The organism is Pseudomonas sp. GM17, from assembly GCF_000282175.2.
GTDB lineage: Bacteria > Pseudomonadota > Gammaproteobacteria > Pseudomonadales > Pseudomonadaceae > Aquipseudomonas > Aquipseudomonas chlororaphis.
Window position 1 is genome coordinate 4,531,360 of sequence record NZ_CP124732.1, and the last position, 24,089, is coordinate 4,555,448.

Consider the following 24,089-nt stretch of genomic DNA (forward strand, 5'->3'; position numbering starts at 1 on the left):
CCTGTAGGGTCGCGTTTTTTGTGACGCCCACGAGATCGATCATGCAGGATGCAACCCTCCCCCGCCCGGCCCTGCTGGGCATTGACCTTGGCACCACCAACAGCCTGATCGCCGTCTGGCAGGACGGCCGCGCCCAGTTGATCCCCAACGCCCTCGGCGATGTCCTGACCCCGTCGGTGGTCAGCCTCGATGAAGACGACAGCATCCTGGTGGGCAAGGCCGCGCGGGCCCGCCTGACGACCCACCCGGAACGCACGGCCGCGGCCTTCAAGCGCTTCATGGGCAGCGACAAGCGCCTCGAACTGGGCGGCCGGCCGTTCAGCCCGGAAGAACTCTCGGCGCTGGTGATCGGCTCGCTCAAACAGGATGCCGAAGCCTTTCTCGGCCATCCGGTGCAGGAAGCGGTGATTTCGGTGCCCGCCTACTTCAGCGACGAACAACGCAAGCGCACGCTGTTCGCCGCCGAACTGGCGGGCCTGACGGTGTCGCGGCTGATCAACGAGCCGACCGCGGCCGCCATGGCCTACGGGCTGCACGAACAGAAGTTCGAACGCACGCTGATCTTCGACCTGGGCGGCGGTACCTTCGACGTCACGGTGCTGGAATACGCACTGCCGCTGATTGAGGTGCATGCCTCCACCGGCGACAACTTCCTGGGCGGCGAGGACTTTACCGAGGCCTTGTTGCAGGCCTGCCTCAAGGACTGGCAACTCACCCCGGCGCAGATCGACGCCCAGGGCATGGCCAGCCTGGGCGACGCCCTGGAGCAGCTCAAGTGCGCACTCGCCGAAGGCACTCAGTCACTGAGCTGGCGCCATGGGGACACCTCGTATGAATGGACGCTGGACGAAGCGCTGGCACTGAAGATCTGGGAACCGCTGCTGGCCCGCTTGCGCGCGCCCATCGAACAGGCCCTGCGCGATGCCCGCCTCAAGCCTCGCGACCTCGACAGCCTGGTGCTGGTAGGCGGCGCCACCCGGATGCCGGCGGTGCAGCAGATGGTCGCCACCCTGTTCGGCCGCCTGCCTTACCGCCATCTCGACCCGGATACAATCGTCGCGCTGGGCGCCGCCACCCAGGCCGCCTGCAAGGCCCGGGACGGGGCCATCGAAGAACTGATCCTGACTGATGTCTGCCCCTACACCCTGGGGATTTCCACCCGTCGCGGCGAACAGGTCAGTGGGGCTTTTTCGCCGATCATCGAACGCAACACGGTAATCCCGACCTCACGGGTGCAGCAGTTCTACACCACACATCCGCATCAGGCGTTTATCCGCATCGAGGTGTACCAGGGCGAGCGGCCCTGGGTACGGGACAATATTTTCATCGACGCCTTCGACGTGCCTCTGACACCCAGCGAGCAGATCCAGTCCCTGGACGTGCGCTTCAGCTATGACATCAATGGCCTGCTCGAAGTCGACGTCACCCTGCTGGCCAGCGGCGAACGCCATAGCCACAGCATTGACCGCAGCCCCACCGGGCTCGATGCGCAATCCCGGCAAACCAGCCATGAGCGGCTGACCGCGCTGAAAATCCACCCGCGCGACGCCCTGCCCAACCGCACCCTGCTGGCACGCCTGGAACGGGCGTGGGCGCAAAGCCTGGGCGACGAGCGCGAACAGATCGCCGACTGGCTGGACACCTTCACCACCGTGCTCGGCGACCAGCAACCAGCGCAAATCGCCAGCCATCGAACCCAGCTGAACAAGGCACTGGACCAACTGCGTCTCTAGCCGTTGAGCCGCCGTAAACAGGCCTGCAAACCACCGGGCAGCGCGTCTTCACCCGCGCTGTCCGGCGGTACGCCATAGCGGTTGGGCAGCTTGTCGCCGGGAAAGGCGAACAGGATCAGCGACAGAAATGGAAAGAACACCGACAGACCACCCAGCACCAGCAAGGTCGGGATACCACGCCCCATGTCATGCAGGCGGCGCAGAATCACCCCGAGTAAAAACAGGCTGCCCAGCAATGACACAACGATCGCGGACAGCGACGTGCCGCTGAACAACGCGGCCAGCGGGGTGATCAGCACAGCGCCCAGCACCTGCCAGAAAAACGCCCCGCGTCCCAGCCGTGTGCCCAGGCGCCAGAACGCCGTGGCGGGCGTCGGACGGCTGTCACCCTTGGCCAGCAGCAGACGCTCGCTCCAGGACAGCAGCGCACTGAAGGCAAACCGCAGGCCGAGCCCGTGTTCCGGATTGTCCTTGGCCCGCTGCATGCGCAGCAGCACTTTCTGCCGAGGCACACCGGCACTGCCGTAACGCACCAGCCCCTTGAGCACATCGAGGGCCAGATAAAAGGCCTCGCTGTCGATCCCTTCGTCTTCGACCAGCGTCTGCTGCGGCGGCCGTGGCGGCTCGCCCTTGATCAAGCCGTGGCGGAAGCCGTCGAACCAGTCCTGGGGATTGGTGACTTCGGTAATCCGGTCGAGCAGATATCGACGCTGCTGCGCATCGATCACCGGGTCGTGATACAGCACACCGCTCAAGAGCATGCGCCCGAGCAAATCGTCCGCGAAGGCGTGCAGGTCGCTGCGCAGGCATGCGAACAAGCGCTCATTGCTCAACAACCGCGCACTGTCGAGCGCTTCCTGGACGCCAAGCAATTGCCGGTCGAGCAAGGCATGCAGCGGATCCGCCAATTGCAGCCAGCCGAGCAAACCGCTCAGGTCGCCCTGTTCGCGCTGCAATTGGGCAAGCTGCGGCTGCAGCCGGCTGAGCGGATGGGACGGATTGAGCGCCAGGCGCTCCAGGCACCGCGAGTCGATCAATTGCCACCAGCGTTCCGGCTGCTCCAGCAACGCCATCAGGAACCGCGTATGGGCGTACCAGTGCCAGACCGCCTCTCCCGTCCCTGGCGGCGGCAACACTACGCCATGCTGGCTCAGTTGCAGCAGCAGGTTCAGTTCCGACAAATCGCTAGCGGCATCCGTATCGCTCAATTCGAAAGACTCGGCGATACGCTCCAGGGCAGCGTGACCGTAAGGACGCAATCGGCGCAGCCACACACGGCAGATCTTATGCGGCTCACCGGTTGTCAGCGCATCGGCCAGTTGTGCCGAAGCCGCGCCCTCATCGATGAAGGCATTCATCGCCAACGGAATCGGCGCCTGGCTCAACCAGCGCAGGTGCTGCCCGGCCTGATCCTTGAACCCGCTCAGCACCAGGCCTTCGAGGGCATCCAGCGGCTGCGGCTCGTCCAGCACCTGTTGCAACAGGTCTGCTGCGCCACGGTGCAAGGCCCAGGCATGCCGGTACAGGCGCAACAACCGGGTGTCGGTGTGCTGGCCCAGCAACTGCGCTAGCAAGGGCAACTCGTCGCCGGTCATCCGCCAATCGATAAAGGCCTGCGCCAACCCCTGCAGCTCGAGCCGGCCAACGCCGAGCCAGCGGATCAGCGTCTCGGGACGTTGTGAAGGGCTGCCGTATTCCTGGGTGACATGGGCGAGATCGGTGGACCAGCCGCTGAAATGCTCCAGACGATCAAATGCCTGGATCAGCAGCGGCAAAAAGTCCGGCTGACGCTTGGCGCACAACGCCAGCAATTGGCTCTCGGCCTTGGGATGACGATGCTCCTGCCAAAGCCGGACCCAGCAAGGCAACGCCTGATCGTCCAGCCCCAGCAGGCTGTTCTGGCACGCCAGCAGGTAAAGCCAGTCCACATCATCCGGCGCTTGGCACTGCTGCTCGATACACAACTGCAACAGCCCCTGGCCACCGATGCCCGCCTGGGTGAATTGCACCAGCAAGCGCTTGATGAAGAGCGCATCGTTCGGCAACGGCAGGCAGGTGTGTTGGCTGGCGAAGCCTTCGTACTCGTGGAGCGGTCGCCGGTCGAAGATGAAGTCGAGACTGCGCGCGTACCACAGGCTTTCGGTCTGCGCCGGTTCCGACCAATTCCCCATCAGCACCGTGTCGAATGGGTCCGGGGTCTTGATCCGGTTCAGATAATCCTCGACATGACGGGCCTGATCGAACCCCAGCTCCAGCAACTGACGCTCCCAGCCCATGCGCTGGGCCAGCAGGCCCGCGCAACGATGGGACAGCGGCCCGGCGTTGGCCGTCCGCCCGAACAACTCCCAGCGCAGGTCATCGAGCATGCCGAGCGGCAGTTGATCCAGTGTCTTGATAAAAGCCCGCCAGGCCTCAGGATTGAAGCGTCGCGCCGGATCACTCAGCAGCGCATCAAAATCGAGGATGGCCTGCGCAGGCTCAGGCTCGTTCTCCTGCGCCGCTTCAAGTTCCTGCTCCTTGTCACGCACCAGCCGCAGGGCACTCTCGTAGGCCTGGCGCAGTGCCTGGAATCCTTCGGGATCGGTCTCCGGGTGATGCTCCGGCAGACGGGCACGATAGGCATTGCGAATCAGCGTTTCATCGGTGGTAGGGTCGATCCCCAACTGTATCCAGCAACTCATGACCAGGCGAACTCCTCAAGCGACGCCGGACGCTGCGGCATATCCAGCTCCAGATGCCAAGGCAGGTCCGCCAGGCACTCCGGCATGTTTTGAGCAAGGCCCCGGGCGATTCTCTGGCTGAGGGGATTTTCTCCTTGCCGATCCAGCTCGTACGCCAGTTCTTCATCGCTGCTGCCCAGGCAGGCCCAAAACGAGCGCCCAACCAGAAACCCATTGAAATAGGCGAACCAGCTGCCGTAGTGGTATTGCGCTCTGACCGCCAATCGGCTGTGCAGCCAAAGACTTTCGGTCAGATCGATCCACCGGTTGCGCACGCCGCAACGCAAGAGAAACCCCATGCGCCCGTAATCCCAGGAAAGAATCCCGCCCGGGCCGCAAGCGCCAAAGGTCCGGCTGGCGAGCTCATGCAGGATGCGCTCGCGAGGTTCGAGGGTGTCGAGCAAGGCTTGCCATTCGCTTGGCAGGCAACGCTGCCAGGCGCGATAGGCATCGTCGAGATGGCCGGCATGACCGTTGTCAGTCATCTTTTCCAGCATGTCCAGCAACTGCCGTCGGTCACCGATGCCCCAACTGCCTTGCAGGTCGATGGAGTCCGGGCCGGGGTAGAACGCGGGGTTGTCGTATTCGGCGCGAGGGTTGAGCGCAACCATCGGCGCAGAAAGGCCCCACAGCCAGCGCTGTTGTATCTCGTCCATGAAAAAGGCTCCAGGCCGACCGGTAAGGAGGGGGGTCGGCAAAACTGCGGCGGATTGTAGAGAAAGCGCCGCAACGCGGCAAAGGCGAACGATGATTTTCCCAGGCATAAAAAAGGCCCCGACTTGTCGGGGCCTTTTTCAGCGACTCAGCGCTCGATCAAACGCCTGTGTGGCGGCGCATGGATCAATGCTGCAGGGCTGGCTTCTGCGTCCCGTTGATCGGGATGCGTTTGGCTTTCGCCTCTTCCGGGATCACCCGCAACAGGTCGATGCTCAACAGACCGTTGCTCAGGCCGGCGGCCTTGATCTCGATGTGATCGGCCAGACGGAAGGACAGCTTGAAGGCACGCTGGGCGATGCCCTGGTGCAGGAAGGTGACGCCTTCGTTCGCGTCACGTTTGCCGCCACTGATGGTCAGCACGCCCTTCTCGACTTGCAGCTCCAGGTCTTCTTCCTGGAACCCGGCGGCAGCCACGACGATGCGGTACTGGTCGTCACCGTGCTTTTCGACGTTGTAGGGCGGATAGGTGCTGCCTGGCTCATTGCGCAGAGCGGTTTCGAACAGGTCATTGAAACGGTCGAAACCCACCGAAGAACGGAACAGTGGTGCGAGGGAAAATGCAGTACTCATGGTTCAAATCTCCTGAAAACAATCAGCAAGTTTTTTTGTCTCCGCGACCCGAATTCGGCATCGCGTAACCCTTAGATAGGGACCGCCGATTGCATTTCAAGAGACTTTTCGCAGATTTTTTCAGGCCGCCTCGGCCACCGGCAAGCCCAGCAAACGCGAGACTTGATCCGGCTCGGTTTCGCGACGCAGGACGGTGAACAGCTCCACCGCCTCGGGATAATTGCGGGTCAGCATGGCCAGCCACTGCTTCAGGCGACCCGGCGATTGGCGAGCCGTCATCTGCGCCTTGGCTTGCAGCCAGAAGTCCTGGATCAGCGGCATCAGCTCGGCCCAGGTCATCTCGACCACCTCTTCCCCGGCCCGCGCGGCGGCGATTTGCCGGGCCAGGTCCGGACGCGACACCAGGCCACGGCCGAGCATGATGTCTTCCACGCCGCTGATTTCGCGGCAGCGGCGCCAGTCTTCGACGCTCCAGATATCACCGTTGGCGAACACCGGCACCTTGACCACGTCCTGCACCCGCGGAATCCACTCCCAGTGCGCCGGCGGCTTGTAGCCGTCGACCTTGGTCCGCGCATGCACCACGATATGTTCCGCGCCGCCTTCGGCCAGCGCCGTGGCACACACCAGCGAGCCATCCGGGCTATCGAAGCCGAGGCGCATCTTGGCGGTCACCGGGATGTGCGCAGGCACGGCACGCCGCACCTGCTCGACGATCTGGTTGAGCAGCTCCGGCTCCTTGAGCAGCACCGCACCGCCACGGGATTTGTTGACGGTCTTGGCCGGGCAGCCGAAGTTCAGGTCGATGACTTCGGAACCGAGCTCACAGGCCAGGGCGGCGTTTTCCGCCAGGCACACCGGATCGGAACCCAGCAGTTGCACCCGCAGCGGCACGCCGGACTTGGTACGGGCGCCGTTCAACAACTCGGGGCCGAACTTGTGGAAATAGGCCGGTGTGAGCAACTGATCGTTGACCCGGATGAACTCGGTCACGCACCAGTCGATACCACCGACCCGGGTCAGTACATCCCGCAGGATGTCATCGACCAACCCTTCCATGGGCGCCAAAGCAATTTGCATGAATCACACTCAACGTAAAACGCGGTAAAAAAACGTGCGGCAGTTTACTGGGTTTCGCTGGGAAGCAGGTATTTCAACGGGTGGATGGTCGCGGGCCGGTTCAGCTCGCCCCTTGCAACGCCGGCCCATAACCCTCGAGAAACTCCGCCGGCATGCGCTTGGGCTTGCCGCTGGACAGCTCGATGCAGACAAAGGTGGTCTGGGCCCGCAGCAAGGTAGCGCCATCGCTCGGACGCACCAGTTGGAAGCGTCGCGACATCTTCAGGCGCTGATCCCAGTCGACGATCCAGGTCGCCAGTTGCAGCTCGTCGCCTTCATAGGCCGCCGCCAGGTAGTCGATCTCGTGGCGTACCACCGCCATGGCCCGATCCAGGCGGCGGTATTCGCTCAGGTCCAGGCCCAGGCGCTGGGAATGACGCCAGGCGCAACGCTCGAGCCAAGTGACGTACACCGCGTTGTTGGCATGCCCCAAGCCGTCGATGTCTTCGGCACCCACCTGCAGATCGATGATAAACGGCGTTGCCAGATCCCAGCCCATGCCCCACTCCCGGTCAGATTATTCGACCGGGGCAGTGTAACGGATTGCTCAGGCGGATTGGCGCGCTTGCAGGCTGCGGCCGGCCAACAGCGTCAGCACACCCTCGATCAGCCGCGGATCGGCCAATACGCGCTGATGCCCACCCTCCTTCAGGCGCAACAAGCGGCTGTCGAACCAGGCGTCGTGGATCAGTTCGGACTCCTTGACCGGGACAAAGCAATCATCTTCGGCATGCACGATCAACCCGGGCATGTCCAACTGGTAATGCGCGACATCCATGGCCGCGGCGCGCATGCCGACATCCTGCTCCACCTGGCGGATAAAGGCCGAGCGTGCCTTGGGTGGCAGGCGCACATAACGGGCGAAGCCGCGCAGGACGCCGAGTATCCGCGCCGGGGCGGCGATGCTGACCAGGGTCTCGGTACGCAAGCCCAGCTGTACCGCCAGCATGGCACTAGCGCCCCCCATGGAATGGCCGATGACCGCGCGCAGCGGCGGCAACTCCGCGGCGGCTTCGAGCATGGCCCGGGCAAACAGCACCACATTGGCCTCGCGACCGGGAGAACGCCCGTGGGCGGGACCGTCCAGCGCCACGACGCTGTAGCCGGCGCCCACCAGCGCATCGATCAGGCTGGCAAATTGCGTGGGGCGGCCTTCCCAACCGTGCATCAGCAGCACCGCCGGCCCCTGGCCCCAGCGCAATGCCGAGAGCCCGAAGCGCAGGGTAATGCGCTCCGAACGCGCCAGCAGCGGCAGCTCCCAGTCACGCGGCAGCCGCTCGCGCGGCGTCATGAAGGCCAGTCGCATCTTGCTGGCGACCAGCTTCGGTGCAACCCAGCCCAAGGTGCCGTTAACGCCACGAACCCAACTTAACGTGCTCATCGCTTCTCTCCTCAGGCCAGCGCCTCAGGTCATAGCACCGCCGACTTGGCAGCGCGCAGTAAACGGTCCGACAGCTCACCGGCTCCCAGCGCCCGGGCCAGGGACAAGCCGCCCACCATCAGGGCCAGATCGGCCAGGGCCTTGTCGGTGTCTTCGGGGGTGGTCGCCAACTGAGCCAGCATCAGCTCGATGTGTTCATTCAGGACTTTGCGGAAATCGTCCGGCAGGCGCCCCATTTCACCGACCGACGCGGGGATCGGGCAGGCCTGCTCGGTGGAATCGCGGTGCTTGCGCGACAGATAGAACGCTGCCACCAGCGCTCGCCGCTCCTCGCCGGTCAACGATGCGTCCATATCGGCAATCAGGCCCCGGCGCTGGGCCAGCAATTGACTGAACGCTTCCAGCATCAGGGCGTCCTTGCTTTCGAAATGCGCGTAGAAGCCACCGACCGTCAGGCCCGCGGCACCCATCACTTCGCCCACGCTCGGCTCGGCCGGGCCACGCTGCACCAGCGCGGTGCTGGCGGCCTGGAGAATGCGCTCGCGGGTTTGAGCTTTTTTATCGTTCATCGTTGCCTCCGAATATTACGATCAAAATATTATTCTCATAATAAATTTTCGCAAGTCGTTAGTGTGACCGTCGGTCAGGAGAACAGTGTGGGGAGAAAGGGAGAATTGGCTAAACGCCAGACAAACAAAAGGGCCATTCAATAATTGAATGACCCTTATAAATCCCGCAGAGCGGGTAATCGTGGCGTCCCCTAGGGGACTCGAACCCCTGTTACCGCCGTGAAAGGGCGGTGTCCTAGGCCACTAGACGAAGGGGACACAAACCCTTCTATACAACTGATCAGTGCTGAGAGCTGATCGATTCAAGGCCGGTGTGGCCAGACCTTGAACTGTAAAATTGGTGGAGCTAGACGGGATCGAACCGTCGACCTCTTGCATGCCATGCAAGCGCTCTCCCAGCTGAGCTATAGCCCCAGATTTTTCGCCTCGCGGCGGAGCGATATCTTGCAATATCGCTTCTGTAAAACTGGCGTCCCCTAGGGGACTCGAACCCCTGTTACCGCCGTGAAAGGGCGGTGTCCTAGGCCACTAGACGAAGGGGACGCAAACCCTTCTAACAACTGATCAGCGCTGAGAACTGATCGATTCAAGACCGGTGTGGCCAGACCTTGAACTGTAAATTGGTGGAGCTAGACGGGATCGAACCGTCGACCTCTTGCATGCCATGCAAGCGCTCTCCCAGCTGAGCTATAGCCCCTCATCGGTGAGGACGGGGCGAATCTTAAGGGCGTATCGGAAAGCTGTCAAATTTTTTTTCAGCTTTTTTTAAAAAAATTTGCCGGCATAACAATCACTTACCGCCCTCCCCCGTAAATTCGGGGCTTTTTCCGACCGTTGTGCCCTCCAGCAACGGTCGCGATCTCACTTCTTGCGCAGGTCCGCGGGAGCCAGCATGCCGGCTCCCGCGAATCAGCAGGCTGAATCAGGCGATCGCGCCCAGCAGCTTTTCCCACTCTTTGTTTTCTTTCTTCGACACGCCACCCAGCAGGTCGATGGCCTGGCGCAGGCGGAAACGGGTCAGGTCCGGGCCCAGAATTTCCATGGCATCGAGCACCGAGACCGAGCTGGCCTGACCGGTGATCGCGGCGAACATCAGCGGCATGGCATCACGCAGCTTCAGCTCCAGGGATTCGACCACGGCCTGGATGGTCGCGGTGATGCTGTCCTTTTCCCACTGGCGCAGGCTTTCCAGCTTCCACAGGATCAGTTGCATCAGTTGCCGCACCTGATCGCCCGAAAGCTTCTTCGACTCGAACAGCTTGGCATCCGGGGTCACGCCACCGGCGAAGAAGAACCCGGCCAACGGCGCGATCTGGCTGAAGGTTTCCACCCGGCCTTGCACGTGCGGCGCGATCTTCATCAGGTATTCGGGGTTCAGCGCCCAGGTCTGCACACGGCTGGCAAACTCTTCCACCGGCAGGTCGCGCAACCACTGGCCATTGAGCCACGACAGTTTCTCGATATCGAAGATCGGCCCGCCCAGGGAGACCCGCGACAGGTCGAAGTTGTCGACCATTTCCTGCAGCGAGAACTTCTCGCGCTCGTCCGGCATCGACCAGCCCATGCGGCCCAGGTAATTGAGCATGGCTTCCGGCATGAAGCCCATGCGCTCGTAGAAAGTCACGGAGGTCGGGTTCTTGCGCTTGGACAGCTTGCTCTTGTCCGGGTTGCGCAGCAGCGGCATGTAGCACAGCTGCGGCTGCTCCCAGCCGAAATACTCGTAGAGCAGAATCAGTTTCGGCGCCGAAGGCAGCCATTCTTCGCCACGCAATACGTGGGTGATGCCCATCAGGTGGTCGTCGACCACGTTGGCCAGGAAGTAGGTCGGCAGGCCATCGGTCTTCATCAGCACCTGCATGTCCATGCGATCCCACGGGATCTCGACATCGCCACGCAGCATGTCCGGCACCACGCAGACGCCTTCGCTCGGCACCTTCATGCGGATCACGTGCGGCTCGCCAGCGGCCAGGCGCCGCGCGACCTCTTCCTTGGACAGCAGTAGCGCGCGACCGTCGTAGCGCGGCGTCTCGCCACGGGCCATCTGCTCGGCGCGCATCTGGTCCAGTTCTTCGGCAGTGCAGAAGCACGGGAAGGCATGGCCCATGTCGACCAACTGCTGGGTGTACTTCTGGTAGATCTCGCTACGCTCGCTCTGCCGGTAAGGACCGTGCGGGCCACCTACGTCCGGGCCTTCGCTCCAGTTGATGCCCAACCAGCGCAAGGCGTCGAAAATCTGCTGCTCGGACTCGCGGGTCGAACGCAGTTGATCGGTGTCTTCGATGCGCAGGATGAACTCACCGCCATGCTGCTTGGCGAAGCAGTAGTTGAACAAGGCGATGTAAGCGGTACCTACGTGGGGATCCCCGGTAGGCGATGGCGCGATGCGCGTGCGGACGGTGGTCATGGCATGTCTCGGAAAGAATATGAAAAGCGAAGATCAAACAAGAGGCGAATGGTAACAGGCGATACCGGCCCCGCTCCAGTGAGCAGGGCATTTAAGCCAAGGTTGAGGCTACTCGAGTCGCCCGGGCCGCCGAACCGTCGATTGTCCGCCCGTGGCATTTACCACTGGTCGGCCGTATGCCAGATTCGCCCTCTGACAAATTTCCTTACATTTACCTGAGCTCAGCCTGCCGCCCCATGCCAGTTCAACTCAAGCGTCGCCTGTTTATTTTCCTGTTCCTGGTCCTGCTGATTGCCCTGGGCTTTCTGGCGCAGTGGTTTTTCCATGGACGCTTTTATGAAAGCACCGATAACGCCTATGTCCAGGGTGAAATCACCCGCGTTTCCAGCCAGCTTGGCGCGCGCATCGACGAGGTGCTGGTGCAGGACAACCAGCACGTCGAAAAAGGCCAACTGCTGATCAGGCTCGAAGGCGATGATTTCCACCTCGCCGTGGATCGCGCCAATGCCACCCTGGCCACCCGCGAGGCCGAACGCCTGCAAGCCCAGAGCAGACTCACGCAACAGGCCAGCCTGATCGCCGCCGGCGAAGCCCAGGTGGCTTCCAGCCAGGCCAGCCTCGGGCGTTCGCAGATCGACCTGTCCCGCGCGCAAACCCTGCGCAAACCGGGTTATGTCTCGGAAGAGCGGGTCACCACCCTGTCCGCCGACAACCATATCGCCCGCTCGCAAGTGGCCAAGGCCCAGGCCGACCTGCAAGGCCAGCGCCAGCAGGTCAATGCCCTGAGTGCCGAGATCAAGCGCCTCGACGCGCAGATCACCAATGCCCGCACCGACCTGGCCCAGGCCGAGCTGAACTTGACCCGCAGCGACATCCACGCCCCCATCAGCGGCCTGATCGGCCAGCGCGCGGCGCGTAACGGCCAGTACGTGCAGGCTGGGGCCTATCTGCTGTCGATCGTGCCGGACCAGGACATCTGGGTTCAGGCCAACTTCAAGGAAACCCAGATCGGCCATATGCAACCGGGACAAAAGGCCGAGCTGCTGTTCGACGCCTACGGCGACACGCCCATCGAAGCCCGCGTCGACAGCCTGTTCGCCGCCTCGGGCGCGCAGTTCAGCCTGCCGCCGCCGGACAATGCCACCGGCAACTTCACCAAGGTGGTGCAGCGCATTCCGGTGAAACTGACCTTTGCCGCCGACAACCCGCTGCACGGCAAGATCCGCCCGGGCATGTCAGTCACTGTCAAAGTGAATATCCAGCCCCTGAACCCAGAACCCTCGAACGATGGCCGGTGACCAACTGTTGCGCCCGGTCGGCGAACCGACCCGGCGCGACTGGATCGCGGTGATGAGCGTGATGCTCGGCGCCTTCATGGCGGTGCTGGACATCCAGATCACCAACGCCTCGCTCAAGGACATCCAGGGCGCGCTGTCGGCAACCCTCGAAGAAGGCTCGTGGATCTCCACTTCCTACCTGGTGGCGGAGATCATCATGATCCCCCTCACCGCCTGGCTGGTGCAGCTGCTGTCGGCGCGGCGCCTGGCGGTCTGGGTGTCGGCGGGTTTCCTGATCGCCTCCCTGCTCTGCTCCATGGCCTGGAGCCTGGAAAGCATGATCGTGTTCCGCGCCCTGCAGGGCTTTACCGGCGGCGCGCTGATCCCGCTGGCGTTCACCCTGACCCTGATCAAGCTCCCCGAGCACCATCGCGCCAAGGGCATGGCCATGTTCGCCATGACCGCCACCTTCGCCCCGTCCATCGGCCCGACCCTGGGTGGCTGGCTCACGGAGCACTGGGGCTGGGAATACATCTTCTATATCAACATCCCGCCCGGCCTGATCATGATCGCCGGCCTGCTCTATGGCCTGGAGAAGAAGGAAGCCCATTGGGAGCTGCTGAAAAGCACCGACTACACCGGCATTCTTACCCTGGGTGTCGGCCTCGGTTGCCTGCAGGTGTTTCTCGAGGAAGGTCACCGCAAGGACTGGCTGGAATCGAACCTGATCGTCAGCCTGGGCAGCATCGCCCTGCTGAGCCTGATCACCTTTGTCATTGTCCAGGTGTCCAAACCCAACCCGCTGATCAACCTGGGCATCCTGCGCAACCGCAACTTCGGCCTGTCGAGCATTTCCAGCCTGGGCATGGGCGTCGGGCTGTACGGTTCCATCTATCTGTTGCCGCTGTACCTGGCGCAGATCCAGAGCTACAACGCCTTGCAGATCGGCGAAGTGATCATGTGGATGGGGGTGCCGCAGCTGTTCCTGATTCCGCTGGTGCCGAAGCTAATGCAGTTCATCTCGCCCAAATGGCTGTGCACCTTGGGCTTTGGCCTGTTCGGCCTGGCGAGTTTTTCTTCGGGGGTGCTCAACCCGGACTTCGCCGGACCGCAGTTCAACCAGATCCAGATCATCCGCGCCCTGGGGCAGCCGTTGATCATGGTCACCATTTCTTTGATCGCCACCGCCTACATCCTGCCGCAGGACGCCGGCTCGGCCTCCAGCCTGTTCAACATCCTGCGCAACTTAGGCGGTGCAATCGGCATCGCCCTGCTCGCGACCCTGCTGGATGCGCGGACCAAGACTTACTTCGACTACCTGCGCGAATCCATAGTGCCGAGCAACCCGCAAGTGGCCGAACGCCTGGCGACCCTGGCCGAGAAGTTCGGCAGCGATACCGCCGCCCTCGGCAAACTCAGCGAAATTACCCACCAGCAGGCGCTGATCATGGCCTACAACGACGCCTTCCATTTTGTCGGGATCGCCCTGGGCGTCAGCATGCTGGCGATTCTGCTGACCAAGGCGTTGCCGGCCGGGATCAAGGCCGGGGAAGCACACTGACTTGCCAGGGTAACCACTGTAGCCGCTGCCGCAGGCTGCGATAGGTCCGAAGGACCTTCAGCGGTAGTGATACCGCCACGGCCGTACCGGCCGATCGCAGCCTGCGGCAGCGGCTACAGGTGAGGCTCAAACCGTCAGCAAACGCTCGCGCAGCTTGCCGATTTCGTCGCGCATCTGCGCCGCGGCTTCGAACTCCAGATCGCGGGCCAACTGGTACATCTTCTCTTCGAGCTGGCGAATGCGCTTGGTGATCTCGCTGGGCGAGCGCAGTTCGTTTTCATAGCGGGCGTTTTCCTCGGCAGCCTTGGCCATGCCTTTGCGCTTCTTGCTGCGCGAACCGGGCACGGTGGCGCCTTCCATGATGTCGGCGACGTCCTTGAACACGCCTTTGGGGGTGATGCCATTGGCCAGGTTGAAGGCGATCTGCTTGTCGCGACGGCGCTCGGTCTCGCCAATCGCCCGCTCCATGGAGCCGGTGATGCGGTCGGCGTAGAGAATCGCCCGGCCGTTGAGGTTACGCGCGGCCCGGCCGATGGTCTGGATCAGCGAGCGCTCGGAGCGCAGGAAACCTTCCTTGTCCGCATCGAGAATCGCCACCAGCGACACTTCCGGCATGTCCAGGCCTTCGCGCAGCAGGTTGATCCCCACCAGCACATCGAAGGTGCCCAGGCGCAGGTCGCGGATGATCTCGACCCGCTCCACGGTGTCGATGTCCGAGTGCAGATAACGCACCCGCACACCGTGATCAGCGAGGTAATCGGTCAGGTCCTCGGCCATGCGCTTGGTCAGGGTGGTCACCAGGACCCGCTCTTCCACGGCCACGCGCTTGGTGATTTCCGACAACAGGTCATCGACCTGGGTCAGCGCCGGACGTACTTCCACCTGCGGGTCGACCAGGCCGGTCGGGCGCACCACCTGCTCGACCACGCGGCCGGCATGCTCGGCTTCATAGTTGCCCGGTGTGGCCGAGACGAAGATGGTCTGCGGGCTGACCCCTTCCCACTCGTCGAAGCGCATCGGCCGGTTGTCCAATGCCGAGGGCAGGCGGAAACCGTACTCCACCAGGGTTTCCTTGCGGGAGCGGTCGCCTTTGTACATGGCGCCGACCTGCGGCACGCTGACGTGGGACTCGTCGATCACCAGCAAGGCGTCCGCCGGCAAATAGTCATACAGGGTCGGCGGCGCCGCCCCGGCAGGCCGCCCGGACAGGTAGCGCGAGTAGTTTTCGATGCCGTTGCAGTAACCCAGCTCGAGGATCATCTCCAGGTCGAAACGGGTGCGCTGCTCCAGGCGCTGGGCTTCCACCAACTTGTTGTTGCTGCGCAGGTACTCCAGGCGCTCCTGCAACTCGACCTTGATCCCCTCGATGGCATCCAGCAGGGTTTCCCGCGGCGTCACGTAGTGGCTCTTGGGATAGAAGGTGAAGCGCGGCAGCTTGCGGATCACTTCGCCGGTCAGCGGGTCGAAAGCGGAGATGCTTTCCACCTCGTCATCGAACAGCTCGATGCGGATCGCTTCCAGGTCGGATTCCGCCGGGTAGATATCGATCACGTCGCCGCGCACGCGGAAGGTGGCGCGGGCAAAATCCATGTCGTTGCGGGTGTACTGCAGGTCGGCCAGGCGGCGCAGCAAGGCGCGCTGGTCGAGCTTGTCGCCGCGATCGACGTGCAACACCATCTTCAGATAGGTTTCCGGGCTGCCCAGGCCGTAGATGCACGACACCGTGGTGACGATGATCGCGTCCTTGCGTTCCAGCAGCGCCTTGGTCGCCGACAGGCGCATCTGCTCGATATGGTCGTTGATCGAGGCATCTTTCTCGATAAAGGTGTCGGACGAAGGTACATAGGCTTCCGGCTGGTAGTAGTCGTAGTAGGAAACGAAGTACTCCACCGCGTTGTTCGGGAAGAACGCCTTGAACTCGCCGTACAACTGCGCGGCCAGGGTCTTGTTCGGCGCCAGCACCAGGGTCGGGCGCTGTACCTGGGCGATCACGTTGGCGATGCTGAAGGTCTTGCCCGAGCCGGTCACACCGAGCAGCGTCTGGTGCGCCAGCCCGGCCTCGATGCCCTCGACCATCAGCCGGATGGCCTCCGGCTGGTCGCCGGCGGGCTGGAAGCGGGTGACTAGCTGGAATTCAGACATAACGTACCTCTGGGTTCACTCCAGCACGACGCCGCCGCACAGGAACGAGAAAGACCACAAACGACGAGTGTCGCCGGGAAAATACTGGATTGTGCTGGATGTGGAGGCAAATTCCACAGCTTTCAAGGCAAAGGTCCCTGGGCCCTGTACGACTTTGACGTTGCAATAAGACTAACGGTCGAAAAATAAACCGAAAAACTTGCCGGAAAAGCCCTTTCAGCTGTCGCCGCGCGCAGTGATGTGCCTCTATACTAGCTCCCCGTTTGTGCACCGCTCTAGTGCATTCGGCTGGAGCGCGACACGTCCCTCCACACTCCATTCAGAGCCGCCGTAATAATGAGCCTGTTCTCCGCTGTCGAAATGGCACCACGCGATCCTATCCTGGGCCTCAACGAAGCATTCAACGCCGATACCCGTACCAACAAGGTCAACCTGGGGGTCGGTGTTTACTGCAACGAGGAGGGGCGAATTCCACTCCTGCGCGCCGTTGTCGAAGCCGAGACGATCCGCGCCGCTCAACATGCCTCCCGTGGCTACCTGCCAATCGACGGTATCGCCGCCTACGACCAGGCCGTGCAGAAGCTGCTGTTCGGCAACGACTCGCCGCTGCTGGCCGCCGGTCGCGTGGTCACCACCCAGGCCGTCGGCGGTACCGGCGCGCTGAAGATCGGCGCCGACTTCCTCAAGCAGCTGCTGCCTGACGCAGTCGTGGCCATCAGCGACCCAAGCTGGGAGAACCACCGCGCGCTGTTCGAAACCGCCGGTTTCCCGGTGCAGAACTACCGCTACTACGACGCTGCCACCCACGACGTGAACCGCGTCGGCCTGCTGGAAGACCTGAATGCCCTGCCAGCCCAGTCGATCGTGGTCCTGCACGCCTGCTGCCACAACCCGACCGGCGTCGACCTGAGCCCGGAAGACTGGAAAAACGTGCTGCAGGTGATCAAGGCGAAAAACCTGGTGCCGTTCCTCGACATGGCCTACCAGGGCTTCGGTGACGGCATCGCCGAAGACGCCGCCGCCGTGCGCCTGTTCGCCGAATCGGGCCTGACTTTCTTCGTCTCCAGCTCGTTCTCCAAGTCGTTCTCGCTGTACGGCGAGCGCGTTGGCGCCCTGTCGATCGTCAGCGAATCGAAAGAAGAAAGCGCGCGCGTGCTGTCGCAGGTCAAGCGCGTGATCCGCACCAACTACTCCAACCCGCCGACCCACGGTGCAAGCATCGTCGCCGCCGTGCTCAACAGCCCGGAACTGCGCGCCCAGTGGGAAGCCGAACTGGCCGAAATGCGCCTGCGGATCCGCGGCATGCGCCTGCAGATGGTCGACCTGCTGGCCAAGGGCGCGCCACAGCGCGACTTCAGCTTCGTGGCCCGTCAGCGCGGCATGTTCTCCTACTCCGGCCTGACCGTCGAACAAGTGACACGCCTGCGCAACGAGTTCGGCATCTACGCCCTGGACACCGGCCGTATCTGCGTGGCCGCGCTGAACCAGAACAACATCGACGTCGTGACCAAGGCCATCATCCAGGTGATCTGAGCCACGCGCGGTGAGTGAAAGGGGGAAGCCTTTGGGCTTCCCCCTTTTTTGTGGGCCGCCCTCGCCGACCCGATGCCCACTAGACTGAATTCAGCTTGCCTTCTTCCCTATCGAGAACACCCCATGAGACACGACGACCTGCGAGCCGACCGCGACGAACTGGACCACTTCCCCCGCCCGCAGAAACGCGAAAGGAACCTGGTCCTGCAAATTGCCCTGGGGGTATTTCTCGGTGGCCTGGCGCTGTGGCTGGTGCAACTGGCCGCCACCTCGCTGGCTGCAAAGTTCATGCTGGGCACCTTCACTTTCGGCGGTTGAGAACGCTCAACCGGCCAGTTCAGCGCTGCGCTGGCTGGCGGCATCATCGAAGGCCACGTACAGCGACTCGGCGACCTGGCTCTTGATGGCCTTGGCGCTTTCCAGCCCGAGGACAAAACCTTCGGCCTTGCCGCCCGCGCGGTTCAATTCAGCGGCCGATCCGGCCTGGGTAATGGCATCCCACAGTTTCATGGCCTGGGGACCGACGCCTTTGGGCAGGCTGATCTGCTCGATGCTCATAAAACCTCCTCAGACAGAGGCGACAGGGCAAGCAGTGTGGCGGGTAAAAACTTGAACAGGGTCATGAGCGTTACCTTTTCGGCTGGAAGCCGGGAGCGCGTGAAACCACTGCCGGGGCGCCATGGTAGACCTGTGCCGCGATTCCGGTAACCGCCAACGGCCAAATAGCCGCGGATTGGCACAATGGCCAGGGTCGACCAGGCTCACTCAAGCGAAAAATTATTTGGGGATGCTTGACTTCTCCTTCTTAATCAGTAAGATACGCCGCATTCCGCGATAGCTCAGTTGGTAGAGCAAGTGACTGTTAATCACTGGGTCCCTGGTTCGAGTCCAGGTCGTGGAGCCATCTTCCTACACTGATTGGCCAGCAACACTTCAAGGAGCGCCCTGCTCCTGCGGCGAATCAGTTCAGTGTCACCCTCCCCAAGATCGATTCAGCGCATGCCAGACCGGCATGCGGATAAACGTTTGCGCTGCGCCCGATTCCAGCCTGTCTCCGATTGCCTGGCGCCAGCGCCTGAAGTAGGCTGTGCCCCTTCTCACGCCAGCCGTCACGACTCATGTTTTTCCCCGCACAACCCCCTCACAGCTTTCTCTCGATGAGCCCATCGCAGACCTTCGCGGTGTCGCAATCCGACTGCGCGATCAATCGACGCCGCCGCAGCGTGCTGTTCGCCTTCACTTTCTCCCCTCACGCCTGACCCCCACCGTTGCGCCTGAAGCCGGCGCGGACCTGATACAGCTGCGGCTCTCGTTCGCCGCGCACTGCCCCATCCGCCGCTTTGCACCGCAGAACCCCGGCCCGACCTACGCCCGCGTATACCGAACCGCAACCCTGCCCGAGCAAAAGCGCCGCGCCACAACAAACCGTCTTTAAGCACCCGCCCCATCGGGTGCAGGTGTATTCCATGAATAAAACCCTGTTGGCCGCACTGATCCTCGGCATCTCGATTGTCGGCCTGAGCATCGGCTCCACCGTACCGGTCATTGCCTTGCGCCTGTATCAGGCCGGCGCCTCGAACACCCAGATCGGCATCATGTCGGCCCTTCCCGCCGCCGGCATGATGCTGTCGGCGTTCCTGGTGAACGGCCTGTGCCAGAGACTCAGCCGCCGGCAGATCTACCTGCTGTGTTTCAGCCTGTGCGCCCTCAGCATCGGTGCCCTGGAACTCCCCGGGATCAGCCTGACCGGCCTGGGGCTGGCGCGGATTGTCATGGGCTTCGGCGCCGGGCTGATCATCATCCTGGGAGAAACCTGGGTCAACGAGATGGCCGCGGACGCCGTGCGCGGCCGAGTGATCGCGGTCTACACCACCTGTTTCACCGTGTTCCAGATGATCGGCCCCGGCCTGGTGGCCCTGCTCGGCACCGAGGGGCCGGCGGTGATCGCCACGGTCAGCACCGGTTACCTGCTGGCCATTGCGGTGATCTGGCTGACCCTGCCACGCCAGCGCCCCGTTGCCGGACACGCCACAAACAAAAGCTTCTCGGTGCTGGGCTTTATCCGGGTGGCGCCGGCACTGTGCGTGGGCATCCTGTTCTTCGCCTTCTTCGATACGGTGATTCTCTCGCTGTTTCCGGTCTACGCCGCGACCCACGGCTACGCCATCAAGCTCGCGGCGCTGATGGTCAGCATCATTCTGCTGGGGGATGCGGCGTTCCAGTTTCCTCTGGGCTGGCTGTCGGACAAGGCCGGACGCGCCGCCATCTACCTGGGCTGCGGCGTGGTGTCGTTGGTGATCGGCCTGGGGCTGCCACTGTTGATGAACTACCCGGCGCTGCTCTGGCCGAGCCTGGTGATACTCGGCGCGGCGGCCGGCGGGGTGTACACCCTGGCGATCATCCTGATCGGCCAGGAGTTCAGCGGCCCCGACCTGGTCACGGCCAACGCCAGCGCGGGCTTGTTGTGGGGTATCGGCAGCCTGCTGGGGCCGCTGCTCAGCGGTGCAGCCATGAGCGGTGGCGCCCACGGCCTGCCCTTGACGCTATCGGCGGCAGCCGCCGTGGTGGTGCTGTTCGCCTTGGCGCTGGTCCGGCAAGGGCTGCCGGAGCGGATCGCGGAGTAGCTAGCCGGCCAGGCCTGGATTGATTGCATCCAGCCTGGCGATTCGGCCGGCCCTAGACCTTGCTGGTTTCGACCGCGCCCGAGGCATGGGACGACACCTGATGAGCAGCCGGAGCATGCTCGCCATGGGACGTATCCACCACCGGAATCTCGTTGCCCTCGGCATCGTGCAGCTTGCCGCCGCTGAAATAATCGCCCTCACGCAACGCTGCCAGGTCCTGGTAGCGCAGGGTGCGCTCGGACGCCACGGCAAACACCGATTGCTGGTCCGAGTTGCCCAGGGTGAAGTGGTTGAAGGTGAGGTTCAGCACAATGGCCATGATCGCCGAGGAGCTGATGCCGGAATGGAAGATGGTGGCGAACCAGCTCGGGAAATGGTCGTAGAAGTTCGGCGCGGCGATGGGAATCATGCCGAAGCCGATCGAGGTGGCAACGATGATCAGGTTGACGTTGTTGCGGTAGTCGACCTTGGACAGGGTCCGGATACCGCTGGCCGCCACGGTGCCGAACAGCACGATACCGGCCCCGCCGAGCACCGAAGTCGGTACGGCGGCAATCACCCGCCCCATGAACGGCAGCAGACCGAGGATCACCAGGAACACCCCGCCGGTGGCCACCACATAACGACTCTTGATCCCGGTCACCGCCACCAGCCCGACGTTCTGGGCAAAGGCGCTCTGGGTGAAGGAGCCGAAGATCGGCGCGATCATGCTCGACAGCATGTCGGCGCGCAGGCCGTTGCCCAGGCGCTTGGAGTCAACCTTGGTGTCGATGATTTCACCCACCGCGAGGATGTCGGCCGAGGTTTCCACCAGGGTCACCATAACCACGATGCACATCGACAGGATGGCGGCGAAATGGAAAGTCGGCATGCCGAAATGAAAGGGTGTCGGGAAGCCGAACATCGGCCCCTGGGTGACCATGGAGAAATCGGCCATGCCCAGGAACACCGCGATGATCGTGCCCACCACCATGGCCAGCAGGATCGACAGCCGCGAAATGGTCGCGCTACCAATCTTGCTCAGCAGCAACACCAGGACCAGGGTGATCGCCGCCAGGCCGATATTGGCCATGCTGCCGAAGTTTTCCGCATGGCTGTTGCCCCCCATGGCCCAGCGCGCCGCCACTGGCATCAGGGTCAGGCCGATGGTGGTAATCACGATGCCCGTGACCAGCGGTGGAAAGAACTTGGTGATGCGTGAAAACACCGGAGTGATCAGCAGACCGATCAACGAGGCGGCGATCACCGCCCCGAGAATCGACTGGAAGCCCCCTTCGCCACCGCTGCTGACAATCGCCACCATGGTCGCCACGCCCGAGAAGGACACGCCCTGGACCAGCGGCAGCTGACAGCCGAAAAACGGCAGGCCGAGGGTTTGCAGGAGAGTCGCCAGACCGCCGGCGAACAACGACGCCGCGATCAGCAGACCGATGTCCGCCGGCGCCAGGCCGGCGGCCTGGCCAACGATCAAAGGCACCGCAACGATACCGCCGTACATGGTCAGGACATGTTGCAGGCCGTAAGCCATATTCGCGCCAAGACCCAGGTTTTCATCTTCAGGCCGTTGCGGTGAAACAGAGGGCGTTTTCATGGTTGGGGGGTTCCCTGGTTTTTGTTATGGGCACACTGTATTCAACAGTTGGGACAAATGTCTATAGAGTTGTATACACTTTATTCGGCACCGCCCAACCTCATAAAACCGCGATACCCGATAACCCGCCCCCGCCTTTCACCTGCCGAACACTGCGCCAGACACCCTGATAGAATCCCCCGCCTCCAAAGGGCGCCTACCCAGGCACCGCCCTTCGTCTACGCATGGAAGCGCTTGAATGAATCATCTATGGCAAACCTTTATCCTCGCCTATGGCAGCTTCCGCACAGTCATAGTGCTACAGGGCTTCGCAGTTGCAGTATTCAGTGCGTGTTTCGCCGATAGCCTGTGGCAAGGGTTCTGGTTTGCCCTTGGGGCATTCGCCTTGTTCATCAGCGGTGGCCTGCTGTTTGGCTTTCTGCCCATGGCACTGGTGTTTACCCCGCTGTACGCCCTGCTCTGCGCCAAAGGCCTGGCCAATTGGTTCAGCAGCCTGCTGCTGGGGCTGTCGATCGCAGGTGTACTTTGCCTTCACCCAGCCTTGCGCCTGCTGATGCCGCTCTGGCTGCTGGACAGTGCGTTGATTGCGCTGCTGACTCACTGGACGTATCGCCGCCAACTGAAGGATGGTTATGAGCAGATGCTTTTATGGCGCTGACCCTGAGCTGCCTGGGGGCTTTGCTCAGCAAAAGAGTGCTCAGCCTGGAAGGAATCGCCACGTGAACAGATGCCTCTCGATCCTGATCAGCCCTGCATTGTTGATACTGGCGTCCGGCGCCCAGGCCGCGCTGGTCTGCGGCGATTTCCTGGCACGGATCGGCAACAAACCCACCTATATCGAGTTCCTCGAATGTCACGCCGAACCCGAGTTGCAGACCAAGCCGCTGCGCGCCACCTATCGCCTGGCGGGGCGTGATGCCCAGGCTGCCGAACGCTACCTGGGCGAGCAGTTCCGGATGCCGCCCCTGCGGCGCTCCTGTTGTGTCTGGGATGCGCCGCCTGGCTTCTACCGTGACCCGCGCGGCCAGTTGGGCTACAGCCTGTTCATGGGGTCGGCGGAAACCTTCGTCGATCGCCGCGAAGCCTGGGGGGATATCGACTATTTCTATCTGACTATCGACCTCGACACCGAGGAACCCTGAAGCCCGGACCGATCAGGCCGGTTGCGGCAGCGCGAGCAATTCGCCAAGGACCTCTCGCAGCCGCGGATGCTGCGGTACCCGAATGGCGAACTCGTTCCGCAACAGGGCAATCAACTCGTCGGGGTCGGTGATCTGCCGGCGCTCGCTGTCCTGGCCCAGGCGATGCACGGCGTAGCTGCCGTTATTCAGGGTCCGGCGCAGGCCTTCGCCCATCAGCGCGACTTTCAGCTGACCGAGAAACGGCGAGTTCTTGTGGGTCGAGACGAACCAGTTACCCATTTCGTAATCCACGGCTTCCTGCCGCTGCAGGTCGAATACATACATCGCCCGCCACTCGCCGGCGACCTTGGCGCGCAGGGTGTAACTGCCATCACGCTCGGTGATTCGATAGGGCTCGTGGGGCGTGGCCTGCTCGTCCTCGGTATCGAGCAGCAGCGGCGCGGTGGGCACCATGCCGCCAAAGCCGACATCCGAAACATAACGCACGCCGTCCAGGGTCAGCAGCACCAGGCGGTGAGCGCGCGCGGACCAGGCATCTTCCGGCCCGCCCATCACCACTCGCCCGGTAATGCCCCGCGCCTCATAGCCCAGGTGCTGCAACAGCACCTGGTACATCTGGTTGAGTTCGTAGCAGTAGCCACCACGGCCCTCATGCAGGACCTTGTGCTCCACCGAAGCCAGGTCGATCGGCACCGGCACGCGCAACAGGGTCGACAGGCTTTCAAAAGCGAAGGTGCTGGTGTGGCGCAACTGCAGCTCGCACAAGGTCGCCAGGGTTGGTGGCGGTGCGCTGTCATAGCCGAGCCGTTGCAGGTAAAGCGCGAAGTTCATCAGGTGGGGCTGACTCATGGAGTTGTCCTTATGCATGAGGTGTCGCGTATCGGCGCTATGTATAAGCCATTGAAGCCCCGAACCGACAATTGATTTGGCCAATATCCCTGCTCGAAACAGCCCGTTAATGGACCGCCTCCGCTGCCGGAAAAACCTGCCCTATCAACCAGAAGAC

20 protein-coding genes and 5 tRNA genes are annotated in these 24,089 nt (G+C 62.7%); 9 read left to right on the plus strand and 16 right to left on the minus strand.

Annotated elements, in window-relative coordinates:
* The first annotated feature begins 41 nt into the window (after nt 1-41).
* The gene (locus PMI20_RS20270) at nt 42-1,733 is read left to right on the plus strand and encodes a molecular chaperone HscC (RefSeq protein WP_007922001.1); all 1,692 of its coding nucleotides are present in this window, start codon (nt 42-44) and stop codon (nt 1,731-1,733) included.
* Here the strand turns inward: PMI20_RS20270 and PMI20_RS20275 are convergent.
* From PMI20_RS20275 to gltX, 12 genes are all read right to left on the minus strand, one after another.
* Nucleotides 1,730-4,414: a DUF805 domain-containing protein gene (locus tag PMI20_RS20275; protein ID WP_007922002.1), complete on the minus strand. Its 2,685-nt coding sequence runs from the start codon at nt 4,412-4,414 to the stop codon at nt 1,730-1,732. The genes PMI20_RS20270 and PMI20_RS20275 overlap by 4 nt on opposite strands.
* Complete coding sequence (locus tag PMI20_RS20280; RefSeq protein ID WP_007922003.1) at nt 4,411-5,109, minus strand: DUF1266 domain-containing protein; 699 nt, start codon at nt 5,107-5,109, stop codon at nt 4,411-4,413. The genes PMI20_RS20275 and PMI20_RS20280 overlap by 4 nt, the downstream gene beginning before the upstream one ends.
* A 184-nt stretch (nt 5,110-5,293) precedes the next feature.
* Entirely contained in the window at nt 5,294-5,740 is a 447-nt protein-coding gene (locus tag PMI20_RS20285) for an Hsp20 family protein (protein ID WP_007922004.1), read from the minus strand.
* Nucleotides 5,741-5,860: 120 nt separating this feature from the next.
* Complete coding sequence (locus tag PMI20_RS20290; RefSeq protein ID WP_007922006.1) at nt 5,861-6,820, minus strand: tRNA dihydrouridine synthase; 960 nt, start codon at nt 6,818-6,820, stop codon at nt 5,861-5,863.
* Between the two features lie 100 nt (nt 6,821-6,920).
* Nucleotides 6,921-7,358, minus strand: a complete 438-nt coding sequence (locus tag PMI20_RS20295; protein WP_007922008.1) for an acyl-CoA thioesterase — start codon at nt 7,356-7,358, stop codon at nt 6,921-6,923.
* Nucleotides 7,359-7,406: 48 nt separating this feature from the next.
* Entirely contained in the window at nt 7,407-8,240 is an 834-nt protein-coding gene (locus PMI20_RS20300; RefSeq protein WP_007922011.1) for an alpha/beta fold hydrolase, read from the minus strand.
* 29 nt (nt 8,241-8,269) lie between these two features.
* Nucleotides 8,270-8,809 carry a TetR/AcrR family transcriptional regulator gene (locus tag PMI20_RS20305; protein ID WP_007922012.1) on the minus strand — a complete coding sequence of 180 codons (540 nt, stop codon included), beginning with the start codon at nt 8,807-8,809 and terminating at the stop codon, nt 8,270-8,272.
* A 182-nt stretch (nt 8,810-8,991) separates the two neighbouring features.
* Nucleotides 8,992-9,067, minus strand: a tRNA-Glu gene (locus tag PMI20_RS20310).
* Between the two features lie 80 nt (nt 9,068-9,147).
* Nucleotides 9,148-9,223, minus strand: a tRNA-Ala gene (locus tag PMI20_RS20315).
* Between the two features lie 53 nt (nt 9,224-9,276).
* A tRNA-Glu gene (locus PMI20_RS20320) sits at nt 9,277-9,352 on the minus strand.
* Nucleotides 9,353-9,430: 78 nt separating this feature from the next.
* Nucleotides 9,431-9,506: transfer RNA gene (locus PMI20_RS20325), tRNA-Ala, on the minus strand.
* 225 nt (nt 9,507-9,731) lie between these two features.
* Nucleotides 9,732-11,213: a glutamate--tRNA ligase gene (gltX, locus tag PMI20_RS20330; protein WP_007922014.1), complete on the minus strand. Its 1,482-nt coding sequence runs from the start codon at nt 11,211-11,213 to the stop codon at nt 9,732-9,734.
* Nucleotides 11,214-11,449: 236 nt separating this feature from the next.
* On the opposite strand from gltX, the gene PMI20_RS20335 reads away from it, so the two are divergent.
* Complete coding sequence (locus PMI20_RS20335) at nt 11,450-12,511, plus strand: HlyD family secretion protein (RefSeq protein WP_007922016.1); 1,062 nt, start codon at nt 11,450-11,452, stop codon at nt 12,509-12,511.
* A complete protein-coding gene (locus PMI20_RS20340; RefSeq protein ID WP_007922018.1) occupies nt 12,501-14,051 on the plus strand; it encodes an MDR family MFS transporter in 1,551 nt (516 codons plus the stop codon). The genes PMI20_RS20335 and PMI20_RS20340 overlap by 11 nt, the downstream gene beginning before the upstream one ends.
* Before the next feature lie 126 nt (nt 14,052-14,177).
* On the opposite strand, the gene uvrB is transcribed toward PMI20_RS20340, so the two are convergent.
* Complete coding sequence (uvrB, locus tag PMI20_RS20345; RefSeq protein ID WP_007923725.1) at nt 14,178-16,193, minus strand: excinuclease ABC subunit UvrB; 2,016 nt, start codon at nt 16,191-16,193, stop codon at nt 14,178-14,180.
* 336 nt (nt 16,194-16,529) lie between these two features.
* Here uvrB and PMI20_RS20350 point away from each other — a divergent pair, with 336 nt between their 5' ends.
* Both PMI20_RS20350 and PMI20_RS20355 read left to right on the plus strand, forming a co-directional pair.
* Complete coding sequence (locus tag PMI20_RS20350) at nt 16,530-17,726, plus strand: amino acid aminotransferase (RefSeq protein WP_007923727.1); 1,197 nt, start codon at nt 16,530-16,532, stop codon at nt 17,724-17,726.
* Nucleotides 17,727-17,849: 123 nt separating this feature from the next.
* On the plus strand, nt 17,850-18,044 hold the full coding sequence (locus PMI20_RS20355) for a hypothetical protein (protein ID WP_007923732.1): 195 nt from the start codon (nt 17,850-17,852) through the stop codon (nt 18,042-18,044).
* A 6-nt stretch (nt 18,045-18,050) separates the two neighbouring features.
* On the opposite strand, the gene PMI20_RS20360 is transcribed toward PMI20_RS20355, so the two are convergent.
* Nucleotides 18,051-18,284, minus strand: a complete 234-nt coding sequence (locus PMI20_RS20360; protein WP_007923734.1) for a hypothetical protein — start codon at nt 18,282-18,284, stop codon at nt 18,051-18,053.
* A 270-nt stretch (nt 18,285-18,554) separates the two neighbouring features.
* Here PMI20_RS20360 and PMI20_RS20365 point away from each other — a divergent pair.
* A tRNA-Asn gene (locus PMI20_RS20365) sits at nt 18,555-18,630 on the plus strand.
* Nucleotides 18,631-19,192: 562 nt separating this feature from the next.
* Entirely contained in the window at nt 19,193-20,350 is a 1,158-nt protein-coding gene (locus tag PMI20_RS20370) for an MFS transporter (RefSeq protein WP_284168944.1), read from the plus strand.
* 52 nt (nt 20,351-20,402) lie between these two features.
* Here the strand turns inward: PMI20_RS20370 and PMI20_RS20375 are convergent, their stop codons facing one another.
* On the minus strand, nt 20,403-21,941 hold the full coding sequence (locus PMI20_RS20375) for a nucleobase:cation symporter-2 family protein (RefSeq protein ID WP_007928824.1): 1,539 nt from the start codon (nt 21,939-21,941) through the stop codon (nt 20,403-20,405).
* A 238-nt stretch (nt 21,942-22,179) separates the two neighbouring features.
* On the opposite strand from PMI20_RS20375, the gene PMI20_RS20380 reads away from it, so the two are divergent.
* Both PMI20_RS20380 and PMI20_RS20385 read left to right on the plus strand, forming a co-directional pair.
* On the plus strand, nt 22,180-22,599 hold the full coding sequence (locus PMI20_RS20380) for a hypothetical protein (RefSeq protein WP_007928822.1): 420 nt from the start codon (nt 22,180-22,182) through the stop codon (nt 22,597-22,599).
* A 61-nt stretch (nt 22,600-22,660) separates the two neighbouring features.
* On the plus strand, nt 22,661-23,083 hold the full coding sequence (locus tag PMI20_RS20385; RefSeq protein ID WP_007928821.1) for a DUF4952 domain-containing protein: 423 nt from the start codon (nt 22,661-22,663) through the stop codon (nt 23,081-23,083).
* A gap of 12 nt (nt 23,084-23,095) precedes the next feature.
* Here PMI20_RS20385 and PMI20_RS20390 read toward each other — a convergent pair whose 3' ends face one another.
* Entirely contained in the window at nt 23,096-23,932 is an 837-nt protein-coding gene (locus PMI20_RS20390; protein WP_007928820.1) for an arylamine N-acetyltransferase family protein, read from the minus strand.
* Between the last annotated feature and the right edge of the window lie 157 nt (nt 23,933-24,089).